Origin of the sequence: Limosilactobacillus gorillae (assembly GCF_001293735.1) — a bacterium.
GTDB classification, from domain to species: domain Bacteria; phylum Bacillota; class Bacilli; order Lactobacillales; family Lactobacillaceae; genus Limosilactobacillus; species Limosilactobacillus gorillae.
The window spans coordinates 55,142-71,547 of sequence record NZ_BCAH01000022.1 but is presented as its reverse complement, the minus strand read 5'-3'; the positions used below and the strand labels follow the sequence as shown (position 1 = coordinate 71,547).

19 protein-coding genes, 1 tRNA gene and 1 pseudogene are annotated in these 16,406 nt (G+C 47.7%); 18 read left to right on the top strand and 3 right to left on the bottom strand.

The features are described 5' to 3' along the window. Both AOQ57_RS04190 and AOQ57_RS04185 read left to right on the top strand, forming a co-directional pair. On the top strand, nucleotides 1-383 hold a 383-nt coding region (locus tag AOQ57_RS04190; RefSeq protein WP_202812717.1), incomplete at its 5' end, for a Rossmann-fold NAD(P)-binding domain-containing protein. A gap of 124 nt (nucleotides 384-507) precedes the next feature. After that, nucleotides 508-596: transfer RNA gene (locus AOQ57_RS04185), tRNA-Ser, on the top strand. Between the two features lie 599 nt (nucleotides 597-1,195). Here the strand turns inward: AOQ57_RS04185 and AOQ57_RS04180 are convergent. Then, nucleotides 1,196-1,454, bottom strand: a pseudogene (locus tag AOQ57_RS04180) (transcriptional regulator). 350 nt (nucleotides 1,455-1,804) lie between these two features. Here AOQ57_RS04180 and AOQ57_RS04175 point away from each other — a divergent pair. From AOQ57_RS04175 to AOQ57_RS04160, 4 genes are all read left to right on the top strand, one after another. Continuing rightward, the gene (locus AOQ57_RS04175) at nucleotides 1,805-2,485 is read left to right on the top strand and encodes a serine dehydratase beta chain (RefSeq protein ID WP_093625508.1); all 681 of its coding nucleotides are present in this window, start codon (nucleotides 1,805-1,807) and stop codon (nucleotides 2,483-2,485) included. After that, complete coding sequence (gene sdaAA, locus AOQ57_RS04170) at nucleotides 2,485-3,372, top strand: L-serine ammonia-lyase, iron-sulfur-dependent, subunit alpha (protein ID WP_093625506.1); 888 nt, start codon at nucleotides 2,485-2,487, stop codon at nucleotides 3,370-3,372. The genes AOQ57_RS04175 and sdaAA overlap by 1 nt, the downstream gene beginning before the upstream one ends. Next, nucleotides 3,369-3,686: a metal-sulfur cluster assembly factor gene (locus AOQ57_RS04165; protein ID WP_093625504.1), complete on the top strand. Its 318-nt coding sequence runs from the start codon at nucleotides 3,369-3,371 to the stop codon at nucleotides 3,684-3,686. The genes sdaAA and AOQ57_RS04165 overlap by 4 nt, the downstream gene beginning before the upstream one ends. A gap of 239 nt (nucleotides 3,687-3,925) precedes the next feature. Continuing rightward, a complete protein-coding gene (locus AOQ57_RS04160; RefSeq protein WP_093625502.1) occupies nucleotides 3,926-5,092 on the top strand; it encodes a hydroxymethylglutaryl-CoA synthase in 1,167 nt (388 codons plus the stop codon). A 69-nt stretch (nucleotides 5,093-5,161) separates the two neighbouring features. On the opposite strand, the gene lexA is transcribed toward AOQ57_RS04160, so the two are convergent. Then, entirely contained in the window at nucleotides 5,162-5,788 is a 627-nt protein-coding gene (gene lexA, locus AOQ57_RS04155; protein ID WP_093625500.1) for a transcriptional repressor LexA, read from the bottom strand. Nucleotides 5,789-5,945: 157 nt separating this feature from the next. On the opposite strand from lexA, the gene AOQ57_RS04150 reads away from it, so the two are divergent. Continuing rightward, complete coding sequence (locus AOQ57_RS04150) at nucleotides 5,946-6,197, top strand: DUF896 domain-containing protein (protein WP_093625498.1); 252 nt, start codon at nucleotides 5,946-5,948, stop codon at nucleotides 6,195-6,197. Between the two features lie 73 nt (nucleotides 6,198-6,270). After that, on the top strand, nucleotides 6,271-6,498 hold the full coding sequence (locus AOQ57_RS04145; RefSeq protein WP_093625496.1) for a YneF family protein: 228 nt from the start codon (nucleotides 6,271-6,273) through the stop codon (nucleotides 6,496-6,498). A gap of 30 nt (nucleotides 6,499-6,528) precedes the next feature. On the opposite strand, the gene AOQ57_RS04140 is transcribed toward AOQ57_RS04145, so the two are convergent. Beyond that, nucleotides 6,529-7,158, bottom strand: a complete 630-nt coding sequence (locus AOQ57_RS04140) for a lysophospholipid acyltransferase family protein (protein ID WP_093625494.1) — start codon at nucleotides 7,156-7,158, stop codon at nucleotides 6,529-6,531. A gap of 105 nt (nucleotides 7,159-7,263) precedes the next feature. On the opposite strand from AOQ57_RS04140, the gene AOQ57_RS04135 reads away from it, so the two are divergent. From AOQ57_RS04135 to AOQ57_RS04090, 10 genes are all read left to right on the top strand, one after another. Next, complete coding sequence (locus tag AOQ57_RS04135; RefSeq protein WP_093625492.1) at nucleotides 7,264-8,016, top strand: tRNA1(Val) (adenine(37)-N6)-methyltransferase; 753 nt, start codon at nucleotides 7,264-7,266, stop codon at nucleotides 8,014-8,016. Further along, on the top strand, nucleotides 8,009-8,299 hold the full coding sequence (locus AOQ57_RS04130; RefSeq protein ID WP_093625490.1) for a GIY-YIG nuclease family protein: 291 nt from the start codon (nucleotides 8,009-8,011) through the stop codon (nucleotides 8,297-8,299). Before AOQ57_RS04135 ends, AOQ57_RS04130 begins: the two co-directional genes overlap by 8 nt. A gap of 153 nt (nucleotides 8,300-8,452) precedes the next feature. Next, nucleotides 8,453-9,232: a 30S ribosomal protein S2 gene (rpsB, locus tag AOQ57_RS04125; protein ID WP_093625488.1), complete on the top strand. Its 780-nt coding sequence runs from the start codon at nucleotides 8,453-8,455 to the stop codon at nucleotides 9,230-9,232. 90 nt (nucleotides 9,233-9,322) lie between these two features. Further along, on the top strand, nucleotides 9,323-10,201 hold the full coding sequence (gene tsf, locus AOQ57_RS04120) for a translation elongation factor Ts (protein WP_093625486.1): 879 nt from the start codon (nucleotides 9,323-9,325) through the stop codon (nucleotides 10,199-10,201). A 78-nt stretch (nucleotides 10,202-10,279) separates the two neighbouring features. Next, a complete protein-coding gene (pyrH, locus tag AOQ57_RS04115; protein ID WP_093625484.1) occupies nucleotides 10,280-11,005 on the top strand; it encodes a UMP kinase in 726 nt (241 codons plus the stop codon). Continuing rightward, nucleotides 11,005-11,565: a ribosome recycling factor gene (gene frr / locus AOQ57_RS04110; RefSeq protein WP_167336630.1), complete on the top strand. Its 561-nt coding sequence runs from the start codon at nucleotides 11,005-11,007 to the stop codon at nucleotides 11,563-11,565. The genes pyrH and frr overlap by 1 nt, the downstream gene beginning before the upstream one ends. Nucleotides 11,566-11,695: 130 nt before the next feature. Further along, nucleotides 11,696-12,469, top strand: coding sequence for an undecaprenyl pyrophosphate synthase (gene uppS / locus AOQ57_RS04105; protein WP_093625480.1), 774 nt, complete (start codon nucleotides 11,696-11,698; stop codon nucleotides 12,467-12,469). 16 nt (nucleotides 12,470-12,485) lie between these two features. Then, a complete protein-coding gene (locus tag AOQ57_RS04100; RefSeq protein ID WP_093625478.1) occupies nucleotides 12,486-13,274 on the top strand; it encodes a phosphatidate cytidylyltransferase in 789 nt (262 codons plus the stop codon). A gap of 22 nt (nucleotides 13,275-13,296) precedes the next feature. Beyond that, on the top strand, nucleotides 13,297-14,568 hold the full coding sequence (gene rseP, locus AOQ57_RS04095; protein ID WP_093625476.1) for an RIP metalloprotease RseP: 1,272 nt from the start codon (nucleotides 13,297-13,299) through the stop codon (nucleotides 14,566-14,568). A 34-nt stretch (nucleotides 14,569-14,602) separates the two neighbouring features. Then, nucleotides 14,603-16,330, top strand: a complete 1,728-nt coding sequence (locus AOQ57_RS04090; protein WP_093625474.1) for a proline--tRNA ligase — start codon at nucleotides 14,603-14,605, stop codon at nucleotides 16,328-16,330. Nucleotides 16,331-16,406: the final 76 nt, after the last annotated feature.

Sequence of the window (16,406 nt, the reverse complement as noted above, 5' to 3'; positions counted from 1 at the left end):
TTCGGTGCGTAGTTGACCAAGGGGCGCAGGTTAATATTGATGATTTAGGAAAGGGCGTTAACTATTCTGTTTCTAAGAAACTATTATTGATGTTGATGAAATATGTTGCCCGTCAATGGCCAGGAGTTATTGTAAATGGAATTCATCCTGGTTGGGTACCAACTAAGATTGGTGGATCTAAGGCACCAGATAGTATAGATGATGCTTATAAAACTTATATTAAACTAGCAGTTTCAAACGATCCTGAAGTTTTAGAATCGGGATATTATTATTTCCAATCTAAGCGAATTCCATATGATCCTGAAATTGATAATCAAACTGAACAAGAGGCCTTAATTGCTAAATTAGCGGAATTGACGAAAGTTAATTTAAGTAAATTATAGCCAGAAACCGGGTCAGATATGAAGAGTTTTTCTTTACTTCTGGTTCCTATTAATATTTCGAACTTAATAATCCATAATTACTTGTACAACTATGTGAGTGATGTTATACTAACATAGTTGTAATGGAGAGTTGGCAGAGTGGTAATGCACCGGACTCGAAATCCGGCGAACCCATGTTGAATGGGCGCGCAGGTTCAAATCCTGTACTCTCCTTTAGAACTTCCTCTAACTTGCTTTTATTTCCAAGAGGATTTTGCCCCAAATGCTGATATGTCGGCGTTTGGGGTTATTTTTATGGTTTTCACTTCCTCTAATTACCTTATATTTCCAAAAGTAATGGTGCACATTTGGTGCACAATTAGAAAATTTAGAAGGGTCAAATGTGCACCATTAGTGTACGAAGAAGGACAAGCTCCTGTCCGAGTTCGCCATCTTACAAACGGGCTTTAGGCTGAATGAGGTAACGAGGTCAACGACGCTCTCGGGAAGATGCCGCTGAAGTTCTACACGGAGTTCCTGTACGAGCGTGTGTTTACTGAAGTTAAGTAGACATTCAATACACGTCAATTAAGGCGAAAAAGATTGATTTTATGCAATTCTTAAAATTTCGAATCTCAGTATATTACAGTATAATTTAATGAAATTTCTACTTTTTTTAGGTTTGAAAAATTAAATCGGATAGTCAAATAAAAGACGCTCTAATTTTATGATTAACTAGAGCGTCTTTTATTGATTTTAATCAATAATAAGTTATCGGTACAGCACAATTCACCAAAACAACCAATAGATTCAAGTAAAATTTGATATAAAAGTCACTTATAAAAATCCTTCATTAAGTTATTTAAGTCAGTTTTTAAAAACAATCCGCCTATTTTGAGTTAATTGACATTTTCTCTCATAGATTAGCTTTTCTAATATCTTTTCTCCTAATACTCCACCGATGTGAAACTTTCTTTCAGAAAAATCTAAACATACTTTGATATTAGGATCAGACCGATAACCCAACCATTGCTGCATAGCATTACTTCCTGCTTGCGTTAAAGAGTAGTTGATAGGGGATCCTTGTTCTATTAATTTATTTTGAATAAACCACTCAAATATTGAAACTCCTGCTTGTCCTGCTAAATGGTGCAAACATGTCCGTGCCTCACCAAGCTTAATTGCTTGAGGACGTCTAGATAGTTTTGCAAGGGCTTGTCTTCCTTGCTCCGTGATGAGCGTATTATCATTATTTAATTTATAGTAAGTTCGTCCGTAAAAGTTAAATAAAACTATTTCAGGACTAGCTTTCAAAAAGAAAACCACAACAAGTAATGATTACTGGGAGTACCTATTGTTACAGAGATCATTAACAATTATGAGGGCTTTCCTAACTTTAAGGGGGCGGGGTATACTAAATCAAAAGTTGGGAGGAAATATGAATGTCGGAAAATTACCGAAGCGTTTTTGATATAATTGGCCCGATCATGATTGGACCGTCAAGTTCTCATACAGCTGGGGCGGTGGCAATTGGTCGTGTGGCCCGGCAGGTACTGGGTCAGGTACCTCGACGGGCGATAGTTAACTACTACGAATCCTTTGCTCAGACACATCAGGGGCACGGAACTGACTACGCGATTGCCGCCGGGTTGTTAGAGATGGACCCTGCCGACCCCATGGTGCCAACTTCTCGCGAAATTGCTGCCCGGACTGGGATGGTAATTGATTTTAAAGAGCAAGTTGGGCCAAGTCCGATTGGTCACCCTAACACGGCCATCTTAGAGTTGATTGGTGACGATCGAGTCGTCCAGGTAGCGGGGTGTTCAGTCGGCGGCGGGGTTATTGAGGTGCGCCAGCTGGTTCTTGATGGGATGGTAGTACAACCGTCAGGTCCCCTTCCAATTGTAATTTACCAAGCATCGGTTGCCGATCAAACCAGTCAAAAAAGGGGACAGTTACTGGTCAACGACCTGGAGTGGAAGGCCCCGTTTATTCAACAGCAGCGCCTGGTTAGCCCAACGTCGACAATCTGGGTTTTTGACTTAAAAAACTACCTACGTGACGAAATGCGCCAGTACTTAGTGGATAATTATCCAGGGGTTATTTGTTTGGAGGAAGGCTAATGTTTAAATCAATTCAAAAACTGGTTACCGCCGCTACCGAGCAGGAGCTTCCCCTATCTGAGGTAATCATTAACCAGGAAATCCAGTCTAGTGGGCAGTCACGGGAACAGATCTTCAACCGGATGAAAAAGAACTTGGCGACGATGAAGGCCGCAGTTGAGCGTGGAACCAGCGGGCAGGGAGTTCATTCAGCAACTGGTTTGACAGGTGGGCAAGCGGTTAAAATCAAGGCTTACCGAAAGAACCACCGAACATTAGCGGGGGATGCAATGATGGCTGCCGTGGAAGGGGCCATCGCTACCAACGAAGTCAATGCCGCCATGGGGGTTATCTGTGCCACCCCTACCGCTGGGTCTTCGGGGACCCTGCCAGGAATTTTGTTTGCCCTGAGGGATCGTCTAAACCTAACCGAAGAACAGATGGTTCGTTTCTTATTTACGGCCGGGGGAATGGGAATGATTATTGCCAATAAGGCTAGCATTGCGGGGGCTTCAGGGGGGTGCCAAGCTGAAGTGGGTTCAGCTAGTGCAATGGGGGCCGCAGCGGCCGTCGAAGTAGCCGGAGGCACTCCCCAGCAATCAGCCCATGCCCTGGCCATTGCCATGAGCAACCTTTTGGGACTGGTCTGCGACCCACTTGCTGGCCTGGTTGAGGTCCCCTGTGTCAACCGCAACGCTACTGGGGCAGGTAACGCCCTGATCGCTGCCGACCTGGCCTTGGCGGGATGTACTTCAGTGGTTCCCGCTGACGAAGTGATAGAAGCGATGGATAAGATTGGACGCCAAATGCCAGTTGAGTTACGCGAAACCGGCCTCGGGGGCCTAGCTGACACGCCAACTGGTCAGCAAATTAAGTTAAAAATCTTTGGAAAGGAATTAGAGTCATGAGAACTCCCGAACGAATTCAGACTGAAATTATGGATGCCCTAGCCACGGTAATTGACCCTGAACTAGGGATCGACGTGGTCAACTTAGGGCTGATCAATGGGATTGAGCTCGGTGAGGATGGCCTCTGCCAGTTATCGATGACCCTGACCATGATGGGGTGTTCCCTGCAGGGCATCTTGCGCCGTGAGGTTACTCAGACACTAATTACCGTGCCAGAGATCAAGTACGTTAACGTTGAATTGGTGTGGGAGCCAGCCTGGACGATAGAGCGGATGAGTCGCCAGGCACGACTAAGCTTGGGAATTTGTCGATAAGAGCAGGGGCAGTAATAAAGCTACGATTAATTCAGGGATTTCATTTAGTTGGTCAGTTGACTAAATTTACCCCCTTTTAATTGAACAGTAGAACGCCGTTATGTTTATCAATTGGCAAATCAAGTACTGGGTGACCATTCTTGCGTGGGGACCCCAACCGTGATAGCATTTCTAGGGTTATAAATTACTGGTAGCCAAGAATGGGGCGCCGATATCAAATTGATAATGGGGGTTTGACTGTGAAAATCGGGATTGATAAATTAGCCTTCGCAACAACACCATACTACTTAACAATGGAAGACCTTGCCCAGGGACGTGGAGAGGATCCAAACAAGTACTTAATTGGGATTGGCCAGGACCGCCAGGCGGTTGTGCCACCGACCCAAGACGTGGTGACCTTAGCGGCAGCTGCCGGAGAAAAACTTCTAACAAACGAGGAAAGAGACCAGGTGTCAACAATTATTGTGGCAACCGAATCGGGAATCGATAATTCTAAGGCTACGGCGATTTACGTTAAACGTCTCTTGAAACTCAATGACTTTACCCGCGCCGTTGAGATTAAGGAAGCATGTTACTCGGCTACGGCAGCAATCCAGTTTGCTCGCGGTCTGGTTGCCTTAAAGCCACAGGAGAAGGTGTTGGTGATCGCAAGTGATGTTGCCAGGTACGGTCTGAACACGGGTGGGGAAGTGACCCAGGGGGCTGGGGCGGTTGCGATGTTAATCACCGCTAACCCTCGGGTGCTTGCAATTGAAGAAACCAGCGTGGCCTATGCTAAGGACGTGATGGATTTCTGGCGTCCGTTGTATTCTGAAGAGGCGATGGTTGACGGTAAGTATTCAACCAATGTTTACATTGACTTTTTCAAGCAAACCTGGACGCGTTATCAGCAACTGACTGGTCAAACGTTAGCTGATTTTACGGCCCTGGCCTTCCACCTGCCGTTTACTAAGATGGGCAAGAAGGCCCTGGAGGCCGAATTAGGTGAACGGGACGATACGATTGCAACCCGGATGCGAGCGAACTTAAAGGCGGAGCAAGCTGCTTGTCGTCAAGTTGGGAACCTCTACACTGGTTCGCTGTACTTGGGATTGATGTCGTTACTCGTTAACGGTGACGTTCAGCCTGGTGAACGAATTGGCCTGTTCTCCTATGGCTCAGGTTCGGAGGGTGAGTTTTACGCCGGCATTCTTCAGTCAGGTTATCAAGCGGGCTTGGGGGACTTAAGTGAACAACTAGCTGCTCGCAAGCGGGTTGACCTAGCAACGTATGAAAAAAACTTCAATGCTCAACTAGGGTTGAAGGAAGAAGATGTAACCTTTGAAACACCAACGGACGGACAACGTTTTATCCTAGCGGGACAAAAGAATCATCAACGCCAGTACGTTGACTTAAATGAAGACTAACAATTAATAATAAAACGCCCCTAAGCACTTCACACCAATGGTGAGTAGTACTTGGGGGTGTTTTAGATTTTAGAAGATATCATCGCGGAAGAGGCCGACAACTTTACCGAGGATAGTAACATCATCGAGGATGATTGGGTCCATGGTGTCGTTTTCTGGTTGTAAGCGGATGTGTCCCTGCTCCTTGTAGAAACGCTTGCAGGTAGCTTCGTTTTCATTAGTCATTGCAATAACGATATCGCCGTTATTGGCTGTTTCCTGGCGGCGCACGATAACCTTGTCACCGTTTAAAATACCGATGTTAATCATTGAGGTTCCCTGGATCGTTAGCATGAAGAGGTCATCGTGATCTGGGATCGACGGTGGGATTGGAAAGAAGTCGGTGGCGTCTTGGACGGCTAGAATTGGTTCACCGGCTGCTACCACCCCAAGTAAGGGGATTTTGGTTTGTTTTGGGGTAATCCCAAGAACTTCCATCCCCGCTGGCGTAATTTCTAAGGCCCGTGGTTTGGATGGATCTTTTTGTAGGTAACCCTTTTTGATTAAGCGGTTGATGTGGCCGTGGACGGTTGATGTTGATGACAGACCAACGGCTCCGCAAATTTCGCGAACGGTTGGTGGGTAACCGTGGGCGGCGACCTGTTTATGGATAAAATTAAGCACGGCCATCTGTTTATTTGTGGAATTCCTTGGCATCTTGAGTACCTCCGTATTAATGCGACCTTTATTGTATAATTTTAACATATTGAACGAGTGTTTGTAAAACGTACGTTCGAAACGGGGGTCAAACTTGAAATGCCGGTCTTAATTGGGTAGACTGTTCAAGGAATAAGGAATAAAAAGAGGTGCCAAAATGGCAGAATCACCAGAACAAGACCGTCTATTAAAACGGATTAACGAATTAGCCCACAAGAATAAAGAAGAGGGGCTAACGACGGCGGAAAAGGCAGAACGCAAACGCCTCCGTGATCAATACCTTAAGAACTTTCGGGCGTCCTTCCGTAGTAACATCGAAATGATGCAGATTTTCGATAAGAATGGTAAGGAAGTTACGCCGGAAAAAGTTCGTAAGATTCAGCGCAAGAAGGGATTACGTGACGATTAGCCTAAAAATGGTTGGTCAATCCCGCTGGATTGTGTAATAATTGACATTATTGATAATTAAGGGGGGAATCACCGTGGGTCTTACTATTGCTTTAGTAATCCTTGGGATCCTGGTTGGGGCAGTCATTGGCTTCTTCGGGGCTCGTCGTTACATGGAAAACTACCTTCGTAACAACCCGCCTATCTCTGAAGACATGCTTCGGACGATGATGCTTCAAATGGGGCAAAAGCCATCCGATCGGAAGCTGCACCAAATGATGCAGACCATGAAGAACCAGGCCAAGCGTGCTAATCGTAAATAAAAAAGATCGACCGCTGTTGGTCGATCTTTTTTATTTGGTTGGTTTTTGCGGAATAACGTAGTGGTAGTTGGGGTCGAGTTGCTTATCCAAAGCATCAAAGGCAGCCTGGAGTTCCTGTTCAACTTGGGCCATGTTTTCCTCCGTTAGGCGCATCTTGCGGTCGATGTAAATCGGCTTGCCAATCGCGATCTTCCGTTTTTGGCGCGTAAAGATGTCCTTAAACAAAAGGGGGCCTTGGTAGACCGCTGGGACTAAGGGAACTCCCGCCATTTTAGCAATCATAACGGCGCCGCCTTTTAACTTCGAAGAGTAGCGGGACCCAGATGGGAAAATGATGGTTGAAAGGTCGGTTTTCTTTAACATTGTGACCGGCTTTTTAATTACCGAGGGGCCCGGGTTCTTACGGTTGACGGGAAAGGCATTTAATTTGCGCAAGAAGTAGCTGGCTAACTTACCTTTAAAGAGCTCCTCTTTAGCCATGAACCCTAGTTTCTTAGGGAAGACGGCTAAGGCCAAAAAAACAGGGTCCATCCAGCTCCGGTGGGGTGCCACCAAGACGTAGTTACCCTCCGGAAGGTTCTCCTTATTAACAACTAGCTGACGCCCGTTAAAAAGAGAAATTAGGGGACCAAAGAAGTGGACTAAAAAACTATACAACATTTGTCATTCACCTTTATTTAAGCTAAATTTAATATCTGATATCGATTTATAGTATGAAGAAGAATTCGCCAACATGCAAGCCAGATTCAAATGGAAGGGGTAAGTATGGAACGAAAAGTTGAATTAAGGGCTGGAGAACGGATTGACCAGCTGTCGAGTCAAGGGGTACAAATCATCCAGTCCAGCGAGGTATTTGCCTTCTCCTTGGATGCCGTTTTGCTAGCTGATTTTGTGCGGCCGAGTCAAAAGCGGCGCGCCCTTTTGGTTGACCTTTGTGCTGGGAATGGGGCGGTGGGGCTTTTCCTGAACCGTCGTTTTGCCGGTCGGATTGTGGAAGTTGAGCTTCAAGCTCGACTGGCCGACATGGCCAAGCGTTCGGTGCAGTTAAACGGACTGGACGAGCGCTATCAGGTGGTCAATGGCGACGTTAAAAACGTCTACCAGTTTATTGAAAAGGATCGAGCCGACGTGGTGGTCTGTAACCCGCCGTACTTTAAGGATGAGCCGACTAGTCAAAAGAATCCTAACCAGTACTTGGCCACTGCTAGGCACGAATTGACCATTGATCTAGAGACGGTGTGTGATCGGATGAGTGGCCTCTTGAAGATGAACGGTCACGGCTACTTGGTTCACCGTCCCGTCCGGCTAACGGAAATTTTAGCCACCCTGGCCAGCCACCGACTCGAGCCAAAACGGATTCAGTTTGTTTACCCTAAACCGGGTTCGGAGGCCAACATGGTCTTAATTGAAGTAATTAAGGATGGTAAACCGGGAGGAACCAAGGTATTACCAGGCTTTTTGGTGGCCAACCAAGATGGTACTTACACGCCGGCGATGAAGAAGGCCCTCTATGAGTAAGAACTATTACCTGTACGTCCTCTTGTGCGCTGACCAAACCCTGTACTGTGGTTTTACTAACGATGTAAAGAAACGCCTAGCCACCCACCAAGCGGGGAAGGGCGCTAAGTACACCCGGGTGAAAAAACGGCATCCCCTGACCCTTTTATACCAAGAATGTTTCGATGATAAGAGGAGCGCCCTTAAGGCTGAGTATGCCTTTAAACACCTGTCGCGTCAGCAAAAGGAAGCATACCTAATTGCCCACGGCGTCAGCCCAATTAAACTTGCGGGGCGTTGCTAATTTAACCCTTGCTCAAATGGCTTTAATTCGGTATAATATCTTTCGGTGTTAAATTCACAATTCACACCCATTCATGATGGTTTGGGAAGTGCCAATTGGTGCCTAAGCCGTGTGAGTGAATGGGGAGGAAAAAACTATTTGGAGGGATTATTTATGCCTGTTGTTAGCATGAAGCAATTGCTTGAAGCCGGTGTCCACTTCGGTCACCAAACTCGTCGTTGGAACCCGAAGATGAAGCCATTCATCTTCACTGAACGGAACGGAATTTACATTATCGATCTTCAAAAGACCGTTAAGATGATCGATTCCGCTTACAACTACGTCAAGGACGTAGCTGCTGACGGTGGTGTGGTTCTCTTTGTTGGTACGAAGAAGCAAGCGCAAGATTCTATCGAAGAAGAAGCTACGCGTGCCGGTCAATACTACGTTAACCACCGTTGGTTAGGTGGTACCTTAACCAACTGGAAGACGATTCAATCCCGGATTAACCGTCTTAAGGAACTTAAGAAGATGTCTGAAGATGGCACCTTTGACCGTCTGCCGAAGAAGGAAGTTGCTGTTTTAACTAAGCAACGCGAAAAGCTCGAACGCTTCTTGGGCGGGATTGAAGATATGCCACGGATTCCGGATGTATTGTACATTGTGGACCCGCACAAAGAACAAATTGCGGTTAAGGAAGCTCAAAAGCTCCACATCCCGATCGTTGCCATGGTCGACACGAACACCGACCCAGACGACATCGACGTAATTATTCCGTCTAACGATGACGCTATTCGTGCCGTTCGTTTGATCACTGCTAAGATGGCTGATGCCGTTATCGAAGGTAAGCAGGGTGAAGACGACCAACAAGTAGCACCTACTGAAGACGTTCAAGAAGAAGTTTCTGCAGAATCCTTAAAGGACTTGAAGAACAGCGTCGAAGGTAACGACTAACAAATTAGCTAATACTTGGGCTGTTTTGCAAAAGGACCTATCTGGCCTGAGTGCAAAGCAGCCTTTTTTGAAAATTAAGGAGAGATACTGATGGCTGAAATTAGTGCAAAGCAAGTTATGGAACTGCGCAAGAAGTCTGGTGCCGGGATTATGGACGCCAAGAAAGCCTTAGTTGCTAGCGAAGGTGACATGGATAAGGCGATGGACTACCTCCGTGAAAAGGGGATTGCCAAGGCTGCTAAGAAGAGTGACCGGATTGCGGCGGAAGGTTTAACAGACATCGTGGTTAAGGGTAACACCGCTGCGATTGTTGAATTAAACTCCGAAACTGACTTTGTGGCTGCTTCTGACCCGTTCAAGGCTGTTTTGAAGGATGTTGCTAACCTGATCGTTGATAACAAGCCGGCTGACGTTGAAGCCGCCCTTGAATTAAAGACGGCTAACGGAACGTTAAACGACGACCTGATCGCAACCACCCAAAAGACCGGTGAAAAGGTTAGCCTTCGTCGCTTCACAATCGTTGAAAAGAACGATAATGAAAACTTTGGTGCTTACCTGCACCAAGGTGGCCGGATCGCTGCCTTAACGGTTGTTGAAGGTGCTGATGAAGTAACTGCTAAGGACGTTGCAATGCACGTTGCTGCTGTTAACCCAGAATTCCTGGACCGCAGCGAAGTTTCTGACGAACGCCTTGCTCACGAACGGGCCATCTTCAAGGAAGAAACCCTGAACGAAGGCAAGCCAGCCAACATCGTTGATAAGATCGTGGAAGGTCGCTTAAACAAGTTCCTTTCTCAAATCTGCTTAGCAGACCAAGACTTTGTTAAGGATCCAGACCTGACGGTTGAAAAGTACGTTGCTTCCAAGGATGGCAAGCTCAAGTCCTTCATCCGTTACGAAGTTGGGGAAGGAATTGAAAAGAAGCAAACTAACCTGGCTGAAGAAATCAAAGAACAACTGAATAAGTAATTTTTGGTTGATTGGGGGGCGTACATTTTCGTACGTCCCTTTGTGCGAAAAAACGAAAACAGACCAGGAGGATATGGAATGGCAGACGTAAAGTATAAGCGGGTTGTATTGAAGTTAAGTGGGGAAGCCCTTGCTGGGGACCAAGGTTTTGGGATTAATCCCCCTGAATTAAAGACGGTTGCAAAGGAGCTTAAGGAAGTTTACAGCTTAGGGGTCCAAGTAGCGATCGTTGTCGGCGGTGGGAATATGTGGCGCGGAATCACTGGTGAAAAGTTAGGGATGGAACGCGCCCAGGCCGATTACATTGGGATGCTGGGGACAATTATGAACGCCCTTTCCCTTCAAGATGCCTTGGAAGGGATTGGGGTCCCAACCCGAGTTCAAACCTCCATTGAGATGCGTCAAATTGCCGAACCATACATCCGGCGCAAAGCAATTCGGCACCTTGAAAAGAACCGGATTGTCATCTTTGCTGGGGGAACGGGGAGCCCGTACTTCTCAACGGATACCACGGCGGCTTTACGGGCAGCCGAAGTTAACGCGGACGCCATTCTGATGGCCAAAAATGGGGTTGACGGGGTTTACTCTGCTGACCCGAATAAGGACAATTCGGCAGTTAAGTTCGAACACTTGACGCACATGGATATTATTGAAAAAGGTTTAAACGTTATGGACTCCACGGCTTCAACCCTTTCAATGGATAATGACATTCCATTGGTCGTCTTTAACCTAAACACGCCTGGTAACATTTTGAAAGTGGTTCGCGGTGATAAGATTGGGACCACGATTGAGGGGGAAAAATAATGACTGGAAAAGAAATTCTGGCAGAAGCAAAGGATAAGATGGCCAAGTCCGGGGATGCTCTAAAGCGCACCCTGGCTGATATCCGGGCTGGTCGGGCCAACGCAAGTCTGCTGAACTCCGTGATGGTTGAATACTACGGTGCCCCGACGCCGCTCAACCAAATGGCCTCGATCACGATTCCGGAAGCACGCCAACTCCTGGTATCGCCATACGATAAGACAACCTTAAAGGACATTGAACGGGCCATTTATGAATCTAACCTGGGCCTCACGCCACAAAACGACGGAGAAACAATTCGGCTGATTGTTCCACAACTGACCGAGGAACGCCGTAAGGAACTTGTTAAGGACGTGAAGGCTGAAATGGAGAAGGCCAAGGTTGCCGTTCGTAACGTTCGTCGGGAAGCGATGGACGACCTAAAGAAGGGGAATAAGAATGGCGATTTCAATGATGATGAATTCCACGACCTTGAAAAGCAGGTTCAAGATGTAACTGATGCTGGGATCAAGAATTTGGAACAGATCGCTGCTGACAAAGAAAAGGAACTGTTAGAAGGTTAACTAGTTCTTGCTCGCCAGCTAACCACGGGGTTGGCCGGCGGGCTTTTTTTGTTAACGGGGCAAGGTTAGTAGTCGGACGCTCGAATATCTGGTAAGATGTTGATGATGCGAAAATTTTCTGAAATGGAGAATGAAGATGGATTCACAAAAACAAGTGGAGCTGGCTGGCCAACCGCATTTGGATCGGCAGCGAGTTCCGCACCACGTGGCCATTATTATGGATGGTAACGGGCGGTGGGCCCAGTCACGGCACCTCCCGCGGGTTGCAGGACACCAGCAGGGGATGCAGACGGTTAAAAAGGTAACGATCGCCGCAAGCGACCTGGGGATCAAGGTATTGACCCTGTACGCCTTTTCAACGGAGAACTGGAAGCGTCCCACCGCAGAAGTTAAGTTCTTAATGCAACTTCCAATTCGCTTTTTCAACACCTTTGTACCGGACCTTGTGGCTCATAATGTCCGGGTCATGGTGATGGGGGACACCGCCAAACTCCCAGACGGGACGCAAAATGCGGTCCAAGGGGCCTTAGATGCCACTAAGAATTGTACGGGGATGATTTTAAACTTCGCCTTAAACTACGGTAGTCGTGATGAGATCGTCCGGGCAACTCAAAAAATTGCCAAACAGGTAGCAGCCGGCGCCTTAGCACCAGAAGCAATTACCGAAGAGTTCATTTCACAGGAAATGATGACGGCGTCACTTGGTCAATTCGCAGATCCAGAAGTGATCATCCGGACCAGTGGCGAGGAACGACTCAGTAACTTCATGCTTTGGCAGGCAGCTTACAGCGAGTTTGTCTTCGTTGACGAACATTGGCCGGACTTTGACGGTGAGTCGCTTAAGCAGGCCTTAGCAGTCTTTCAATCACGCCACCGGCGCTTCGGTGGCCTAAAGAATAAGTAGAAACGAGGTAACTTACTTGAAAACACGGATTATTACGGCGGTGATCGCCTTAATTGTCTTTATCCCACTAATTGTTGTTGGTAGCTGGCCGCTGATGCTAGTAGCCATCGTCCTTGGAATGGTGGGAATGGGCGAGTTGCTCTTGATGAAGAAGATGTTCCTAATCTCCTTTGAGGCCATTGTTTCCTATCTGGGAGTGGCGGCTATGATCGTGCCCCAAACCTGGTTAGACTTTTTACCAGGCCAAATTGGGCGCTTAACCCTAGTTTACATGATGGTGATTCTATTACTTTTGCACACTGTCATCCGAAAGCAGCGGTTTAACTTTGACGACGCCGGGGTCTTAGCTCTGGGGATGCTTTACATTGGAATGGGCTTCAATACTCTGACGGTTGCTCGGGCGGTTAACCTTCAAACCCTTTTATACGGGATGCTGATTGTGTGGTTGACCGACTCGGGGGCCTATCTATTTGGACGTAAATTTGGCAAGCATAAGTTAGCGCCAAACGTGAGTCCTAACAAGACCTGGGAAGGTTCTATTTTAGGGACCATTGCGGCAACGGTGATTTTGACGATCTACCTGATCTTCTTGCCGGTGGGCTACAATAACCTGGCAGTGATGATTGTCCTGACCCTCTTGCTATCAATTTTGGGTCAGTTTGGCGATCTTGTAGAATCGGCGCTGAAGCGTTACTACGGCGTTAAGGATTCCGGAAAAATCCTGCCAGGACACGGGGGAATCTTAGACCGTTTTGATTCCATGCTTCTTGTCTTACCAGCTATGGCCCTGTTAGGGATTATCTAGCGGAGCAGAAGGGAGTGATTCTTTGATCATAACCATCATCACTTTTATCATCGTCTTTGGAATCCTTGTTCTGGTTCACGAATACGGGCACTACTACTTCGCCAAGCGAGCGGGAATTTTGGTGCGTGAATTTTCGATCGGAATGGGCCCCAAGGTTTGGTGGCGGCGTTCAAATGGGACAACGTACACCATCCGAATCCTGCCGCTCGGGGGATATGTCCGCCTAGCTGGGGCTGACGAAGATGAAGATGAATTACGTCCCGGGACTCCCGTCACCTTGCTGACCGATGTGAATGGCAAGGTAGTCACGATTAACGCTAGCGAAAAAGAGACCCTCTTAGAGGGGATCCCGCTGCGGGTCGTTGATAGCGACCTGGAAGATACCCTAACCATATCCGGTTATGAAAATGACGATGAGGAGACCGTCAAAACCTATCAGGTTGACCACGATGCCACAATTATCGAACGGGACGGAACGGAGGTGCGCATCGCCCCAAAGGACGTTCAGTTCCAGTCAGCAAGTCTTCCCGCCCGGATGATGACCAACGTTGCCGGACCGTTAAACAATTTTATCTTATCGCTGGTAGTCTTTATCATCTTGGGGTTCACTCTGCCGGGGATCCCGACCAATTCCAACACCTTAGGTGGGGTTACCAGGGACTCGGTGGCAGCGAAGGCTGGCTTGGTTAGTGGTGATAAGATCACTAAGGTTGGGTCCACTAAGATTAATAGCTGGACCGATATTTCCCAGGCAATCTCCCCCAAGGCGGGTAAGAAGGTGACCATCACCTACCAACGTGATGGTAAGACCCACCAAACACAACTAACTCCTAAGGCTACTAAGCAGGGGGGACAGACGGTTGGAATGATTGGGGTTCGGGAGCAGGAAAAGTTTGACCCGGCTTCCCGCATCACTTATGGTTGGCACCAATTTGTCACGGCTGGAACCCTAATTTTTGCCGTCTTGGGCCACATGATAACCCATGGCTTTAGCCTAAACGACCTTGGGGGCCCCGTGGCGATTTACGCCGGGACTTCTCAGGCCACCTCGTTAGGACTAAACGGGGTTTTAAGCTTTTTAGCAATGCTTTCTATCAACTTGGGGATCGTAAACCTAATTCCGATTCCCGCCCTTGATGGGGGCAAGTTGCTTTTAAATATTATTGAAGGGATTATTCGTCGGCCGATTCCCGAAAAGGTGGAGGGGATCTTGAATCTGGCCGGATTCGCCCTTTTAATGGTGCTGATGATCTTGGTAACCTACAACGATATTCAGCGCTACTTCATTCATTAAATAAAATTCATTAAGAAGAAGGAGAAATCAATTTATGAAACAGTCACGGATGCTAATCCCAACCCAAAAGGAGGCCCCGGCTGATGCCGAAGTCTTATCTCACAAGATGATGGTCCGGGCAGGTTACATTTACCAAGTCTCGGCTGGGGTTTGGGCTTACCTGCCGCTAGCGTACCGGGTGATTAAGAAGATTGAACGGATTATCCGCGAGGAAATGGATAAGGCGGGGGCCGTTGAAATGATGATGCCGGGCCTCTTACCAGCCGACCTGTGGCGGGAATCAGGGCGTTACGAAGCATACGGGGACAACCTCTTTAAGTTAAAGGACCGGCGCGAACGCGACTTCATTTTGGGGCCGACCCACGAAGAAACCTTCACATCCATCCTGCGTGACAGCGTTCACTCCTACAAAAAGCTACCGTTGGTGGTTTACCAGCTTCAAGACAAGTACCGTGACGAAGATCGACCACGTTACGGAATTCTGCGGGGGAAGGAATTTGAAATGCTGGATGGTTACTCCTTCTCCGCTGATCAAGCAGGCTTAGACCAAGCTTATAACCTGCAGGCCAAGGCCTATCGTAACATCTTTGATCGGATCGGCTTAGACTACAAGGTGATCTTAGCTGACTCCGGGACGATGGGGGGGAAGAACTCCCAGGAATTCTCCGCACCAGCCGCCATTGGGGAGGACATCATCGCCTACACGGACGGTGATTACGCAGCTAACCTCGAAAAGGCAACCACGAAGTTTACCCCGGTTAACCAAATTGGCGAACCTGGTGAATTGACCAAGATGGCTACCCCGGGGGCCCACACGGTTGACGAAGCTGCCGAAAGTTTAGGCCTGGAAGCTTCCCAAATCTTAAAGAGCATGTTCTTCTTGGCTAAGTTTGAGGGCGAAGAGATCAAGCCGGTAATGGTTCTAATGCGGGGTAACGACGAGGTCAACGAAACCAAGGTCTCCTCATACCTGGGGTGTGAAGACTTGACGATGGCGACCGAAGAAGATACTGAAAAGTACCTTAATGCTCACCCTGGTTCACTAGGACCGGTTGGGGTTGGCGAAGAAGTGATGGTTCTAGCCGATCAACACCTGCAAGGGATGGTTAACATGGCCATGGGAGCAAACGACGATGGCTACCACTACATTAACGCCAACTTTGACCGTGACTTTAAGGTTGACCAGTTCGGTGATTTCCGGACGGTCCAAGAGGGCGAAACGGCGCCGGACGGTTTGCCAATCAAGTTCACTAACGGGATCGAAATAGGTCACATCTTTAAGCTGGGAACCCACTACTCTGAGGTCTTAGGGGCCACGGTTCTAGACCAAAATGGGCGTGAAGTACCAATGATCATGGGATCATATGGGATTGGGGTTTCCCGCCTCCTTTCAGCTATTTCGGAACAAAACGCAGACGAAAATGGGTTGGTTTGGCCTCAAGCTGTGGCACCGTTTGACGTTCACGTGATTCCAGTTAACGCGAAGAAGGAAGACCAAATGGCGATGGCTGAAGAATTAACGGCTAGCCTGGAAGAAGCCGGTTACGAAGTCCTTTTGGATGATCGTAAGGAGCGAGCCGGAGTTAAATTTGCCGACGCCGACTTGATTGGAGTCCCAATCCGGGTGACGGTTGGGAAGAAGGCTGGTGAAGGGATCGTTGAAATTAAGATCCGCAAGACTGGCGAAACCCTGGAAGTTCATAAGGAAGAGTTGGCAACGAACATTGCAATCCTTTTGAAACAAGAACAGGGTGCAGAATAACGAGTAAGTGAGTGGCTCTGGTGTAACACCGGCCACTTTTACTATTTATTGCAAATTTTTGGGAAGGTGTTAGAAT

Coding starts and splice junctions, on each gene's coding strand:
- AOQ57_RS04175 (WP_093625508.1), top strand. CDS start 1,805: ATGTCGGAAAATTACCGAAGCGTTTTTGATATAATTGGCCCGATCATG.
- sdaAA (WP_093625506.1), top strand. CDS start 2,485: ATGTTTAAATCAATTCAAAAACTGGTTACCGCCGCTACCGAGCAGGAG.
- AOQ57_RS04165 (WP_093625504.1), top strand. CDS start 3,369: ATGAGAACTCCCGAACGAATTCAGACTGAAATTATGGATGCCCTAGCC.
- lexA (WP_093625500.1), bottom strand. CDS start 5,788: ATGCCAAGGAATTCCACAAATAAACAGATGGCCGTGCTTAATTTTATC.
- AOQ57_RS04150 (WP_093625498.1), top strand. CDS start 5,946: ATGGCAGAATCACCAGAACAAGACCGTCTATTAAAACGGATTAACGAA.
- AOQ57_RS04140 (WP_093625494.1), bottom strand. CDS start 7,158: ATGTTGTATAGTTTTTTAGTCCACTTCTTTGGTCCCCTAATTTCTCTT.
- AOQ57_RS04135 (WP_093625492.1), top strand. CDS start 7,264: ATGGAACGAAAAGTTGAATTAAGGGCTGGAGAACGGATTGACCAGCTG.
- AOQ57_RS04130 (WP_093625490.1), top strand. CDS start 8,009: ATGAGTAAGAACTATTACCTGTACGTCCTCTTGTGCGCTGACCAAACC.
- rpsB (WP_093625488.1), top strand. CDS start 8,453: ATGCCTGTTGTTAGCATGAAGCAATTGCTTGAAGCCGGTGTCCACTTC.
- tsf (WP_093625486.1), top strand. CDS start 9,323: ATGGCTGAAATTAGTGCAAAGCAAGTTATGGAACTGCGCAAGAAGTCT.
- pyrH (WP_093625484.1), top strand. CDS start 10,280: ATGGCAGACGTAAAGTATAAGCGGGTTGTATTGAAGTTAAGTGGGGAA.
- frr (WP_167336630.1), top strand. CDS start 11,005: ATGACTGGAAAAGAAATTCTGGCAGAAGCAAAGGATAAGATGGCCAAG.
- uppS (WP_093625480.1), top strand. CDS start 11,696: ATGAAGATGGATTCACAAAAACAAGTGGAGCTGGCTGGCCAACCGCAT.
- AOQ57_RS04090 (WP_093625474.1), top strand. CDS start 14,603: ATGAAACAGTCACGGATGCTAATCCCAACCCAAAAGGAGGCCCCGGCT.